General features: G+C 65.9%; 13 protein-coding genes and 3 tRNA genes. 12 read left to right on the top strand and 4 right to left on the bottom strand.

Going from position 1 to position 13259, the window contains the following annotated elements; genetic code table 11:
- The first annotated feature begins 17 nt into the window (after positions 1–17).
- The 11 genes from BJF87_RS17340 (at position 18) to BJF87_RS17290 (ending at position 9331) form a co-directional block, all read left to right on the top strand.
- The gene (locus tag BJF87_RS17340; RefSeq protein WP_035754938.1) at positions 18–2993 is read left to right on the top strand and encodes a Na+/H+ antiporter subunit A; all 2976 of its coding nucleotides are present in this window, start codon (positions 18–20) and stop codon (positions 2991–2993) included.
- Entirely contained in the window at positions 2990–3679 is a 690-nt protein-coding gene (locus BJF87_RS17335) for a Na(+)/H(+) antiporter subunit C (protein WP_006358097.1), read from the top strand. The genes BJF87_RS17340 and BJF87_RS17335 overlap by 4 nt, the downstream gene beginning before the upstream one ends.
- Positions 3676–5289 (top strand): Na+/H+ antiporter subunit D, encoded by a 1614-nt coding sequence (locus BJF87_RS17330; protein WP_006358098.1) that lies wholly within the window; start codon positions 3676–3678, stop codon positions 5287–5289. The genes BJF87_RS17335 and BJF87_RS17330 overlap by 4 nt, the downstream gene beginning before the upstream one ends.
- Positions 5286–6137, top strand: a complete 852-nt coding sequence (locus BJF87_RS17325; protein ID WP_006358099.1) for a Na+/H+ antiporter subunit E — start codon at positions 5286–5288, stop codon at positions 6135–6137. Before BJF87_RS17330 ends, BJF87_RS17325 begins: the two co-directional genes overlap by 4 nt.
- A complete protein-coding gene (locus BJF87_RS17320) occupies positions 6134–6397 on the top strand; it encodes a monovalent cation/H+ antiporter complex subunit F (protein WP_006358100.1) in 264 nt (87 codons plus the stop codon). The genes BJF87_RS17325 and BJF87_RS17320 overlap by 4 nt, the downstream gene beginning before the upstream one ends.
- Complete coding sequence (gene mnhG, locus BJF87_RS17315) at positions 6394–6726, top strand: monovalent cation/H(+) antiporter subunit G (protein ID WP_006358101.1); 333 nt, start codon at positions 6394–6396, stop codon at positions 6724–6726. The genes BJF87_RS17320 and mnhG overlap by 4 nt, the downstream gene beginning before the upstream one ends.
- Positions 6727–6979: 253 nt before the next feature.
- A complete protein-coding gene (locus BJF87_RS17310) occupies positions 6980–7747 on the top strand; it encodes a type II restriction endonuclease (RefSeq protein ID WP_006358102.1) in 768 nt (255 codons plus the stop codon).
- 61 nt (positions 7748–7808) lie between these two features.
- Entirely contained in the window at positions 7809–8876 is a 1068-nt protein-coding gene (locus tag BJF87_RS17305; RefSeq protein WP_075863630.1) for a DNA cytosine methyltransferase, read from the top strand.
- A 150-nt stretch (positions 8877–9026) separates the two neighbouring features.
- A tRNA-Glu gene (locus BJF87_RS17300) sits at positions 9027–9099 on the top strand.
- A gap of 28 nt (positions 9100–9127) precedes the next feature.
- A tRNA-Asp gene (locus BJF87_RS17295) sits at positions 9128–9201 on the top strand.
- Between the two features lie 56 nt (positions 9202–9257).
- Positions 9258–9331: transfer RNA gene (locus BJF87_RS17290), tRNA-Phe, on the top strand.
- 210 nt (positions 9332–9541) lie between these two features.
- On the opposite strand, the gene BJF87_RS17285 is transcribed toward BJF87_RS17290, so the two are convergent.
- From BJF87_RS17285 to BJF87_RS17270, 4 genes are all read right to left on the bottom strand, one after another.
- Complete coding sequence (locus BJF87_RS17285) at positions 9542–10663, bottom strand: glutamate--cysteine ligase (RefSeq protein ID WP_006358104.1); 1122 nt, start codon at positions 10661–10663, stop codon at positions 9542–9544.
- 33 nt (positions 10664–10696) lie between these two features.
- Positions 10697–11377 (bottom strand): superoxide dismutase family protein, encoded by a 681-nt coding sequence (locus tag BJF87_RS17280; protein ID WP_035755223.1) that lies wholly within the window; start codon positions 11375–11377, stop codon positions 10697–10699.
- A 138-nt stretch (positions 11378–11515) separates the two neighbouring features.
- The gene (locus BJF87_RS17275; protein WP_006358106.1) at positions 11516–12001 is read right to left on the bottom strand and encodes a LytR C-terminal domain-containing protein; all 486 of its coding nucleotides are present in this window, start codon (positions 11999–12001) and stop codon (positions 11516–11518) included.
- Positions 12002–12048: 47 nt separating this feature from the next.
- Entirely contained in the window at positions 12049–12393 is a 345-nt protein-coding gene (locus BJF87_RS17270) for a DUF3263 domain-containing protein (RefSeq protein ID WP_006358107.1), read from the bottom strand.
- A gap of 249 nt (positions 12394–12642) precedes the next feature.
- Between BJF87_RS17270 and BJF87_RS17265 the strand changes: the two genes are divergently transcribed.
- Positions 12643–13257 (top strand): peptide deformylase, encoded by a 615-nt coding sequence (locus tag BJF87_RS17265; protein ID WP_006358108.1) that lies wholly within the window; start codon positions 12643–12645, stop codon positions 13255–13257.
- Positions 13258–13259 lie beyond the last annotated feature (2 nt).

Here is a 13259-nt window from a genome sequence, read left to right as displayed (position 1 = left end):
AAAGACGGAGTGCCCTTTTGATTTCTGTGTTGGCTGCGTTGGCAGTGTGCGCACTGATCGCGCCCGCAGTCATCCACTGGATCGGCACCCGGGGTTTCTACATCCTCGCGCTCGCGCCGCTCGGCGCCCTGATCTGGGTGATCACCCACTGGCCCGCCCCCGAGGCCGACCGCGCCGTCGTGGAGACGGTGAGCTGGGTTCCGTCGTTGCAGATGGACATCGTCACCCGCTTCGACACCCTCACGGCGATCCTGTCGGTCCTGATCCTGGGCGTCGGCGCCCTCGTGCTCTGCTACTGCGCCCACTACTTCGACGACGCCCGCCCGCGCGTCGCGCTGTTCGGTGGCGAGATGGTGGCCTTCGCGGCGGCCATGTTCGGTCTGGTCATCTCTGACAACATGCTCGTGCTCTACGTGTTCTGGGAGCTCACGACCGTCCTGTCGTTCATGCTCGTCGGCTTCTACGGCGTCCGTGCGACGGCCCGGCGATCGGCCACCCAGGCTCTCCTGGTCACCACCTTCGGTGGCCTGGCCATGCTCGTCGGCATCATCATGCTGGGCGAACGCTCCGGGACCTACCTGCTCTCGGAGATCATCGCGGCACCGCCGACCGGCGTCTACGTCGACATCGCGATCGTCCTGCTGCTCATCGGCGCGCTCAGCAAGTCGGCCATCGTCCCGTTCCACTTCTGGCTCCCGGGCGCGATGGCCGCCCCCACGCCGGTCAGCGCCTACCTGCATGCTGCCGCGATGGTGAAAGCCGGCATCTACCTGATCGCGCGTCTGGCCCCGGGCTTCTCGGCCACCGCCAGCTGGCAGATCGCCGTCGTCGGCCTCGGTGCGCTGACGATGGTCCTCGGGGGCTGGCGTTCACTCCGTGAACTCGACCTGAAACTCATCCTCGCCTTCGGCACCGTGTCCCAGCTGGGATTCATGGCCGTCCTCGTCGGCATCGGCGATGCGAACGTGGCCATGGCAGGCCTCGCCATGCTCGTCGCGCACGCCATGTTCAAGGCGTCGCTGTTCATGGTCGTCGGCATCATCGACCACGCGACCGGTACCCGCGACATCCGCAAGCTCGCACGTCTCGGGCACCGCCTGCCGGTGCTCGCCGTCACCGCGGCGCTCGCCGGTGCGAGCATGGCCGGCATCCCGTTCACCTTCGGGTTCATCGGCAAGGAGACCGCCTTCGCGTCGGTCTGGGACACCGGGGCCCTCAGTTCCTGGCAGGCCCACACCGTCGACATCGTCCTGCTGGTCGGATCGATCATCACCTGCGCGTACACGCTGCGCTTCCTGTGGGGCGCGTTCGGACGCAAGGTCCGCAACACACCCAGCCCGGCCGTGGCGAAGATGCACGCCCCCGCCTGGGCCTTCTACATCTCCCCGGTCGTCCTCGCCGTCGCCGGTGTGGTCGCCGGCTTCGTCAGCGGGCCGATCGGCGCCCTCTTCGAGCCCTACGCCGAGACCCTGAACAGCTACGGACACGAGCTCGAACACCTCGCGCTGTGGCACGGTTTCGGACTCCCGGTGATCTTCTCGATCATCGTGATCGTCGGCGGTGTCATCGCCTTCCTCGGCATCCGCAAGATCCGCGACCGTGTCTTCGGTTTCCGGCCGATGCTCAACGCCGACCGGATCTACGACGCCGCGCTGCGTTCGGCCGACACCGTCTCACTGCTGCTCACACGCAACACCCAGCGCGGATCGCTGCCCGTCACCCAGGGCGTCATCCTCTGCACGGCGATCCTGTTGCCGACGATCGTGCTGTTCCTCGGCGCCCGTGACCAGCTGCAGATCGACTACGACGCCACCGCTCCCCAGTTCGTCATCGGCGGCATCATGATCGCTGCTTCGATCGCAGCGGTCGTCCTGCGCAATCGTCTCGCCGCGACGCTGCTCGTCGGCGTAACCGGTTACGGCTGCGGCATGTTGTTCGCCCTCTACGGCGCCCCCGACCTCGCGCTCACCCAGTTCCTGGTGGAGACGCTGACGCTGGTCATCTTCGTGCTCGTCCTGCGTAAGCTGCCGGCCGAGCCGGAGAAGCGGCACGCCACCGGCTTCAAGCCCCTGCGCGCGCTGATCGGCCTCGCCTTCGGCGCCATGCTCGTGGTGATCGGCCTGTACGCGGCCTCCGCACGCTCGACCGAGCCACTGCACGTCGACCTTCCCGAGGCCGCCTACAAGTTCGGTCAGGGCGCGAACGCGGTGAACGTCATCCTCGTCGACATCCGCGCGTGGGACACACTCGGCGAGGTGTCCGTGCTGATCGCCGCGGCGACGGGTGTCGCCTCGATGGTGTTCCGCAACCGGCGCTTCGGCGCGGTACCACGCGTCGCCGACGCCGCTCGCCTGCAGGCCGGGATCAGCGACAACGACACCGATGACGACGACGATCCGATCCCACCGGACCGCACGACCTGGCTGCTCGGGTCTGGTCTGCGCGACCCCCGGCATCGATCGATGGTCCTCGAGGCCACCACCCGACTGCTGTTCCCGACGATGGTCGTGCTGTCGGTCTACTTCTTCTACGCCGGACACAACTCGCCGGGCGGCGGATTCGCCGGTGGCCTCACCATGGGTCTCGCGCTGGTCCTGCGGTACCTGGCGGGTGGCCGCTACGAGCTCGGGGAGGCCCTGCCGATCGAACCGGGCCGCATCCTGGGCGCAGGTCTGGCGATCTCCGCCGCCACCGCGATCACGTCGTTGTTCCTCGGGGCGCCCGCGCTCTCGTCCGCCGTCTTCGAGATCACCGTCCCGGTCCTCGGCGACATCAAGCTGGTCACCGCGCTGTTCTTCGACCTCGGGATCTACCTCATCGTGATCGGACTGGTACTCGACGTGCTGCGCAGCCTCGGGGCCCGCCTCGACGTCGAGACGACGATGGCGCGCACTCCCGTCCGCACCCAGACCGATCCGGCGGCGATCCCGGCCGAATCCGACGAGCCGACGGCCGAGAACGTCCCCGCGGGAGAGGGACAGGTGGTCCGATGAGCACCAATCTCCCACTCCTCCTCGTCGTCGGGGTCATGGCCGCGTGCGGCGTGTACCTGCTGATGGAACGCAGCCTGGTCCGGATGTTGTTCGGCCTGCTCCTCGCCGGCAACTCGCTCAACCTGATGATCATCGTGGTGTCCGGCGGGATGGGTAATCCGCCGATCCTGGGCCGGTCGTCGGAGAACCGAGCCACGGATGCCGACCCGCTCGCCCAGGGAATGATCCTGACCGCGATCGTCATCACCATGGGCGTCGCGGCGTTCGTGCTCGCGCTCGTCTACCGGCTGTTCGTGATCAACCGCGACGACGACGATCTCGAGGACGACGTCGAGGACGTCAAGATCAAGACGGGCACACTCGACACGGCCCCCGATCGCGACCGCAGCGACGACCCGGTCACGCTGTCCGATACCGCCAGCGGCGACTACTTCGACGACTCGGGTAACCCCCTCTCCCCCGAGGAGGTCGCCGAACGTCACGCGGCGCTGCACGAGACCGACATCATGCCGACCGACTCCGACGTCATCGACGAGATCGGGTCCGACAGTTCCGAGGACGACCCGGACCTCGTGGGAGACAAGATCCCCGAGGACGACTCCGACCACCCGAAGGTCATCGGGAGCTCCGGGGAGAAGGTCGCCACCGACGACGCCGAACACGATTCCGAAGGGGGTGACCGATGACTCCGCAGCCGTCCTGGATTCCCGTCCTGATCACGCTGCCGACGCTGGTCCCCCTCGGCGCCGCCGCGCTGTCGCTGCTACTCGGCCGCAGCCCGCGGTTCCAGCGCGTGGTCGCCATCGCGGCGATCTCGGTGGCGTTCATCGCGTCGTGTCTGCTGCTCTACCTGACCGACCGGCACGGTACCTTCGCGGTCGCGATCGGCGGCTGGGGTGACAAGGGCTTCCCCAACGGCCCACTCGGGATCACGCTGGTCGTCGACCAGCTCGCGGCGCTGATGCTGGTCGTCTCGACGATCGTGCTGCTGTGCGTCGTCGTGTACGCGATCGGTCAGGGTATCCGTGACGGCACGGCCCAGCAGCCGACGTCGATCTTCCTGCCGACCTACCTGATCCTGACCGCGGGTGTCTGCAACGCCTTCCTGGCCGGCGACCTGTTCAACCTCTACGTCTCCTTCGAGGTGCTGCTCACCGCGAGCTTCGTGCTGCTCACGCTCGGCGCCAGCGAGGAACGCGTCCGCGCCGGCGCGTCGTACGTGATGGTGTCGATGTTGTCGTCGCTGATCTTCCTGGCCGGCATCGCCTTCGCCTACGCCACCACGGGGACGCTCAACCTCGCGGAGATGGCGGTCCGCCTCGACGACGTGCCCGACGGCACCCGCAACGCCCTCTATGCGGTACTGCTCGTGGCGTTCGGCATCAAGGCCGCGGTCTTCCCCCTGTCGACGTGGCTGCCCGACTCCTACCCGACCGCGCCCGCCCCGGTCACCGCGGTGTTCGCGGGCCTCCTCACCAAGGTCGGTGTGTACGCGATCGTCCGCGCCCACACCCTGTTGTTCCCCGGCGGGTCGATGGACACGGTGCTCATGGTCGCGGGTCTGCTGACGATGATCGTGGGCATCTTCGGTGCGATCGCCCAGTCCGACATCAAACGTCTGCTGTCGTTCACCCTCGTCAGCCACATCGGCTACATGGTCTTCGGCGTCGCGCTGTCGTCGGAACTCGGGATGTCGGCGGCAATCTACTACGTCGCCCACCACATCCTCGTCCAGACCACGTTGTTCCTGGTGGTGGGCCTGATCGAGCGTCAGGCGGGATCGGCCTCACTGCGTCGGCTCGGCGGCCTGATCGCCAGCCCCGTCCTCGCCGTCCTCTTCCTCGTCCCGGCCCTCAACCTGGGGGGTATCCCGCCGTTCTCCGGGTTCATCGGCAAGGTCGCACTCCTCGAGGCCGGCGTCCAGAACGGATCGGTGCTGGCCTGGATTCTGGTGGCCGGCTCGGTCGTCACCAGCCTCCTCACGCTGTACGTGGTGGCCCGAATCTGGACCAAGGGCTTCTGGCGGCCCCGCGCCGACGCCCCCGAGGGCGAACTCGCCGACCAGGGACCGTCCGCACTCATCGACGAACGCGACGACGGCGCCTTCTCCGAACGTGAGGACGTCGGCCGCATGCCGGCGATGATGGTCCTCCCCACGTTCGCGATGGTCGTCGCCGGTCTGGTGCTCACACTGTGGGCCGGCCCGATCTTCGACTTCACCGACAGCGCCGCAACCGACGTCGTCCACCGCGGCGTGTACGTCGAGGCCGTACTGGGCGGAGGTGAATCACGATGACGACCGGAGAACAGCCCAGCGGGAAGCAGCCCGACGGTGGCGAACGGACCATGAAGCGACGCGCCCCGGTGGTGTCCACCAAGGGCCCCGTACTCTCGCTGGTGATCAACACCTGGCGGGTGTCACTGCTGTTCATCTTCTGGCACTTCGTCAGTGCTCTGGTGTGGCTGCGCAATCACACGCGCCTGCCCAAGTGGCTCGGCAGCGACAGCCGCGAGGTCGGGGTCCGGCTGTGGACCATCGCCTGGCTGACCTTCGTCTGGGTGTTGTTGTGGGGCACCGTTTCGTGGGCCAACATCATCGGCGGCGTGGTCCTCGCGGTTGCGGTGCTCACCGTGCTGCCCCTACCGCGCGTACCCGTCGAGGGCCGAATCCACCCGCTGTCGCTGGCCCGGCTCGTCGTCCGGCTCGTCGTCGACTTCTTCGTCTCGAGCCTGCAGATCGGCTGGATGGCCATCCGACCCGGCCGACCGCCACTCGGTGCCGTCGTGCGCGTCCGGGTTGCGATCAAGTCCGACATGGTCCTCACCCTTGCCGTCGACTACCTGAACCTCGTGCCCGGCACGATGGTGCTCGAGATCGACCACCGTCGTCGCATGCTGTACGTCCACGTCTTCGACGTCCGGTCGGAGAAGAAGGTGCGCGCGTTCTACGACCAGGTCGCCTACGTCGAGCGCATGTTCATCAAGGCCTTCGAGCGGGACAGCGAATGGCATCCCAGCCCGTACCACGGCATCGACGAGGACTTCCATCACGTGCGGCCCATCCAACCGGTCGCCGGTGCGCAGTCGGCGGACATCCCGACCGCGGCGGCGGAGACCTCCCGCTCGGATCGAGGTGAGTCATGAGCGTCGTGTGGACGATCGCGGCGACGATGCTCCTGATCGCCGCGATCCTGACGATGATCGCCATCCTGCGCGGACCGTCGACGCTGGACCGTCTGGTCTCGCTCGACGTCCTCATCGCGCTGTGCATGTGCGGTCTCGGTGTGTGGGCGGCCTACAGCCTCGACTCGACGGTCGTGCCGGCCATCGTCGCGCTGTCGCTGCTGAGCTTCGTCGGATCGGTGGCGATCGCACGATTCCGAGTCCGGGATGACCAGACATGATCGTGGATATCGTCAGCGGAACGCTGATCCTCATCGGCTGCCTCATGGCGGTCACCGCGGCCATCGGTCTGGTGCGGTTCCCGGACACGCTGAGCCGGATGCACGCCGCCACCAAACCGCAGACCTTCGGGCTGCTGCTGATCCTGCTCGGCGCGGTGGTCCGCCTCGGCGACAACGTCGACAGCGGGATGCTCATCCTGGCCGGGCTCTTCGCGCTGATCACGGCACCGGTGGTCGCCCACCGGATCGGACGCCTCGCCTATCAGGAACAGCGCGCCCGCGACGGCCTCATGGAGGAGCGCGACATGGAGTCACCCGACCGGGATTAGCGGAGAGTTCGGGGCCGCAGTGGTCAAGTTGCATCCCGTACGAAAAGGCTCGTTTGAGATCTATTGGACAACTTGCCGACATCTCCGCGTATCGGTCGGTGTCGAGATCATAAGCCATCGATAAGTCGTCGGACGGGATCAACGACTGTTTCTGCCTGTTCTTCGTTCTGCCACTAAAGCCACGAACACCTCCGTCCTAGTTCGCGACGTTACGCTCTGTCGCTGCTGAAATCCTTCATGAGATGCTGCGTCTGTGACGGAATCGCTCGACTTGGAGAACTGGCTACGAGCCCAGTGTTCGGAATACACCTTCGGCCTCGGAGGCGCATATCGTATAGAAGGCGACCACGCGTGGCCGCTGACCGCGAAGGATGAAGTCGATCTACTGAAGCAGCTAGCAGCTGGTGGGCACATCCTCCCCTTACCGAAGGAGCCGGCCGCGCTCGCGAACGTTCTTGAGGTCGGCATCGTCGGGTTCCTTATCGACCGCATATCGAGCCTAACCAGCGCCTTCGCGGAGCGAGGGACCGAGCGCGGTTACCCAGACCTCGAAATCAGCGGCGACGCTTTCGGGGGCGGGTATCACGCCATCGACATCAAAGTCGCTCGACGCGCTGTCCGCAAGAGCGGCACTCCAGCGAACAAGACCCAGAGCGCGATAACCCTCTACACAGGTAACACTTACTTTAAGCACCCTGACCTGCAGTTTCCTGGTACGTTTCGTCCCTTCGCCGACTACACTTCGCACCTCGACGTTCTCGGTATTTACACTCTCGATGACAAAGCTTCCGGGAGGGTTCGGGACCTGGAACTGATCGTTCAGCAACCATGGAAGATCGCCAGCGAGCAACGTTCCTCCACTACACGCGAGTACATCGGAGCAGTTAAGGACATCGATGCGCTTCGGGACGGCAGAGGTGCGTTCGCGACACCCGAAGAGTTCTACACCTACTGGCGCAAGTACAAGTTCAAGACAGCACCTGTAGTTGTTCAGCTGCTAGACAAGATGCGTCGCCAGTAGATCGCATCCTGTGGGTGAGTCCCATACGTGGGTGTCGGACAGCCGTGAGAAGCTTTCTAGCATGGCGACCACCCGCGGCGTAGCAATCTCACTGTTCTCAGGGGCCGGAGGCCTCGACCTGGGTGCCGAACTCGCGGGATTTGACGTCCGGGCTGCTGTTGAACGCCACGCAGATGCTGCGATGACAATGGAGAAGAACTTCCCCAAGCTGGGCGCTCCGGTGATCCACAAGGACATCCTAGAAACTTCCACGACTGAGATCCTTAAGGCAGCTGGTCTTCGCAAAGGGCAGAGACCAGACCTGCTCGTGGGAGGGCCCCCATGCACACCGTTCTCGAAGAGCGGGTTCTGGCTCGAATGGAAGCGTTCAGGACTCGACCCTGACGCCTCCCTTCTGCAGGAGTACACCCGCGTTCTCCGAGAGTCTCGGCCGCGAGCGTTTGTGCTCGAGAATGTATATGCACTGACCTACAACAACCAAGCCAGCAGACCTGCGCTTACGCGTCTACTTCGGGAGATCGACGAAGCGGGTTATGACTGCAATATGGCGGTTCTCAATGCTGCGGACTACGGTGTGCCACAGGCCCGCCCACGACTATTCATTGTCGGAACCCCTAAAGGCACGCCAACACCAACGCTGCCGAAGGCTACGCACGGCGGCAAGTGGGAGCGGAGGGCGACAGGAACCGCCGACAGACCGCACGTCACGGCAGGCGAGGCTCTGGCAGGCCTGGTCACAGAGCCAGAGCGGGAAGAGACCCTCGGCGGACAATACGGCAAGTTACTGAAGGACATTCCGCCAGGCGGCAACTACCTCCATTACACCGAGGAAAGGGGCCATCCCCAGCCGCTCTTCAAGTGGCGGAGCCGCTACTGGTCATTCTTGTTGAAGCTTGACCCCGGCAAGCCATCGCCTACGATCCAGGCGCAACCAGGCCCCAATGTCGGACCATTCCACTGGGACAACCGAAGACTGCGCGTTCCCGAGGTAAAGCGCCTGTTTACGTTTCCCGACGAATTCGAGTTCGTAGGAGGGCGTGCGAGCGTTCAGTATCAGTTGGGTAACTCCGTGCCACCTCTCCTGGCGCAGCGCGTGCTGGAACAGGTTCAGTCCGCAATTCGGAGGTGAAGTGCGCCGTGACCGGCAGCTCTCCAACGCGCCTCCACAAACAGACTGGAGTTGTGGTTCCTGCTGTGCGATTTGGCTCCGGCGGGGACCTACCCTAAGCTGATGTAACGTGTTCGGCTTGCGCTGCAACCATGGGGCGAGTCGCACCGAGCCCCCTTCGTCTAGCGGCCTAGGACGCCGCCCTTTCAAGGCGGTAGCGCGGGTTCGAATCCCGTAGGGGGTACAGTCTTCGGACTGACGTAGTACAGCAAGGCCCTGTGGCGCAGTTGGTTAGCGCGCCGCCCTGTCACGGCGGAGGTCGCGGGTTCGAGTCCCGTCAGGGTCGCAGTTGACGCCGGAGAATCCGGCGATTTGCGCAAGGCATCCGAAACGGGTGCCCGCGGCCAGGTAGCTCAGTTGGTACGAGCGTTCGCCTGAAAAGCGAAAGGTCGCCGGTTCGATCCCGGCCCTGGCCACCTAGTCGCGCTAGTATCGCGCCCTGTCGTCATAGGGAACAAGGACGAGAGTCGAGAGTTCGCCGGTTCACGGCTTAGGACCGTCGCACACCGTGCCTACCTTGAGCCGAGTTCAACCAAGCCGCCACTTGCCGCTGCTTCTCGCCGCGAATCCGCCGATGGAGCCCCGGTCCACGGTCCTCAGGCGGTGCGGAGGGGCGTACCGAGGGGTCAATCCAGCTCGGCCACAACCGATGCGACGACATCGCGCATCGAGTGGGTGTCGCGGTACACCGCGCGTTGCCGCTGATAGCTGGCACCCTGCGTGATGATGCGCTCCACGCCGGCGAGTTCGTCGACGCAGCCGAGGTCGCGTGCGATCGGCTGGAGGCGTTCGAGCAGCCGATGCAGATCGTCGGTGACGAGTTCCTCCCGGCACTGCCCGTCGAGGATGACGATGGCGTCGAGGCCGTATCGCGCTGCGCGCCACTTGTTCTCCTGGACCAGCCAGGGTGCCATCGTCGGCAGGGTCTCCCCCGCCGAGAACCGGCGGTCGAGGTCGACGACGAGACAGTGGATCAGTGCGACGATCGCGGAGAGCTCGTCGAGGTTGGTCATGCCGTCGCAGACGCGGACCTCGATGGTGCCGAGATGCGGTGACGGGCGGATGTCCCAGCGGATCTCGTTGAGGTGGTCGATGATGCCGGTCGTCTTCTGGTCGGCGACGAAGGCCTCGAACTGGTCCCACGTCTCGAACTGGAACGGCAGTCCCGCGGTGGGGAGCTGTTGGAACATCATCGCGCGGTTGCTGGCGTAACCGGTGTCCTGACCGGCCCACATCGGCGACGACGAGGACAGCGCCAGCAGGTGCGGATAGAAGTTCAGCAGGGAGTCGAGGATCGGGAGCACCTTGTCGCGGTGGCTGATCCCGACGTGGACGTGGACGCCCCAGATGAGCATCTGCCGACCCCACCACTGGGTGCGTTCGATGAGCTCGGCGTAGCGGTGACCTTCGGTCAGCAACTGCGTCGAGTACTCGGCGAAGGGATGCGTGCCGGCGCCGTAGAGGTCGACGCCGAGTTCCTCGGTCAGGACCCGTACGACGCCGAGGGTGTCGGTCAGATCCGCGATCGCCTCACCGGTGGTGCGGCAGATTCCCGTCACGAGTTCGACGGTGTTGCGGAGCAGTTCCTTGTGGATCTTCCCCTCACGGTCGGGGTGATGCTCACCGACCGCGGCGAAGAGCGCCGCCGCCGAGTTCGACAGATCGCCGGTGACCTTGTCGGTCAGAGCGAATTCCCACTCGACCCCCAGCGTGGGGGTCGGCGACCCGTCGAACTCGATCGGTGACATGGGCGGCCGCGCCCGGTGCCGGATCGCGGGTGCCTAGCTGCGCTCTTCGATGACGCCGCACGCGATCCGCGAGCCGGCGTCACCGGTCTTCAGGGTGTCTTCCTTCGGTCCACCCGGGTACTTGTCGGCCGGGATGTTGCCGAAGTTGTCGGGCTTCTCGTGGATCATGATGGCCTTGCCGAAGACCTGATCCAGCTTCACCGCGTCGGTGGTCGTCACGGTACGACCGGTGTGGTCTTCGAGGATGTTGATCGAGACCAGGTCACCGCTTGCGGGGTGGCTGGTGTTGCCGTCGACCTGCAGGTGTCCACCGGCCGAGGTGAAGGCCTGTGCCCCACCGGAACCGGCGTCGCAGGTGCCGTTCTCGTGGATGTGCATGCCGTGGAAGCCTGCGGGGAGGTCACCGTCGGTGACACGAACGCTGACCGTGACCGGGCCGTCGCCCTGGGACTCGGCCGAGAAGGTGGCCTCGCCGACGACCTTGCCGGAGGTGTCCTTGATCTCGGCGGTCGCGACCTGACCGCTGGGCTCGTCGTCGACGTTGTCCGCGGCACCCGGGGGCAGCGGCTTGTCGGAGATCACCGGCGGTGTCGTGCCGGGGACATCCGTGGGGTTCTGGTCGGGGCTGCACCCGGCCAGGGCGACCCCGATCAGTCCCGCGGAAGCCAGCGCGGCGAGGGCGCGCGACGCGGTGAGTTTCGAACGTCCGGACATGTCACTCCTTGATCACTGTCACCGGGGCTTCGCCCGGCTGTGGGCGGTTCACTGGGCGTCGGCCCAACGGTGCGCGACGACTGCACTGCGCGCTGTTGAAGTTGTGCGAATGATTCGACGATAGTCCGGCCGCGTGCGTCACGATCCACTGACCGCGGTCACCACGATCACCGGGACCCCGCCCTTGCATCGGGTGAACGAGCTGGGACGCTCCTCGACCGAGACCGTGCCGCCCAGTGCCTTCGCAAGCTCGTCGGCCTGGGCCTTGTCGGAGTCCGAGTCGTAGAAGATCGTGTTCTCGCTGAAACCGCCGGCGGTGTAGTTGCCGGGCTGGGCCATCGTGTAGCCCTTCTCCTTCAGCAGGTCACTCACATCCGAGGCGAGTCCGGACACCTGACCGGCGTTGATCACGCACACCCGCTTCGTCGTCGACGACGCGGAGGTCGACGACGTGGTGGAGGCGGGTGTCGGGGTGGCGGTCGCGGTGGTCTCGGTGGCCTGGGGCTCGCTTCCCGAGGTCGCCGCGGAATGCCAGCCGAGCCCGATGAAGACGACGGCCACTGCGAAGAGCATCATCGCCCCCGCGCGCAGCGGCAGGCGATTGGGCTCACGGTCTGCATTCATCACCGACGACCTTAACGCACCTCGGGTGGCTGACCGGGTTCAGCGTCTCAGGTGATCTCGAAGCCCAGACGGCGCGCGGCGCGGGCCTTCTGGCGCGACGCACGGAGACGGCGGAGTCGCTTGACGAGCATGGGATCCGCGGCCAGCGCCTCCGGCCGGTCGACCAGCGCGTTGAGTACCTGGTAGTACCGGGTCGCCGACAGGCCGAACAGTTCCTTGATGGCTTCTTCCTTGGCGCCGGCGTACTTCCACCACTGCCGTTCGAAGGCCAGGATGTCGTGTTCTCGACGCGACAGACCGTCCGCACCGACCTCGTGCGGGTCGGGCTGGGCTCCGTTGTCGGGGGTGGGTTGCTCGCCGTCGTTCTGGCTACGCGCGGTTGCGCCGTCCATCTCACTCCCTCACCGATAAACCTGATGACCCTCACACCGTCGCTGACGTGCACGGAACCGGCGGGCCGATCCAGACGGAACGAATCGGACATCGGCGGCACGGCGACGAATCACAACAGTGTGGTTCGCAGACAATCTAACCACGGTCAGGGCGTCCGATCGTGCTGTGACTCGCCACGACGCACGGCCGGTCCGCGACGCCGTACCCGGCGTCGTTGCGGCGCTCTGAGCAGCGTTAGGGTGATCGACATGGCGATTCTCCCGATCTGCATCGTGGGCGAGCCGGTGCTGCACCAGCCCACCTCCCCGGTCCCACTCGACGCGGACGGCCGTCCGTCGCCGGAGGTCATCACCCTCCTCGACGACATGTTCGAGACCATGGATGCCGCCCACGGCGTCGGACTGGCCGCCAACCAGGTCGGGGTCGGGTCACGCATGTTCGTCTACGACTGCCCCGACGGCGACCGCATGGCGACCCGACGCCGCGGCGAGGTGATCAACCCGGTCCTGGAGACCTCCGAGATCCCCGAGACCATGCCCGATCCCGACGACAACGACGAGGGTTGCTTGTCGGTGCCGGGCGAGCAGTTCCCCACCGGCCGCGCCGACTGGGCACGCGTCACCGGCGTCGACCGGACCGGCGCCGAGATCGTCATCGAGGGCAACGGCTTCTTCGCCCGGATGCTGCAGCACGAGGTCGGCCACCTCGACGGCTTCCTCTATGTCGACGTGCTCGTCGGCCGCAATGCGCGCGCCGCGAAGAAGGCCATCAAGCGCAACAAGTGGGGTGTCCCCGGACTGACCTGGCTGCCGGGCGCCGTCGCCGACCCGTTCGGGCACGACGACGATGACGACGACGACTGACC

This window comes from Gordonia sp. CNJ-863, from assembly GCF_001942325.1.
GTDB classification, from domain to species: Bacteria; Actinomycetota; Actinomycetes; order Mycobacteriales; family Mycobacteriaceae; genus Gordonia; species Gordonia alkanivorans.
This window is presented reverse-complemented; position numbering and strand designations above follow the sequence as displayed.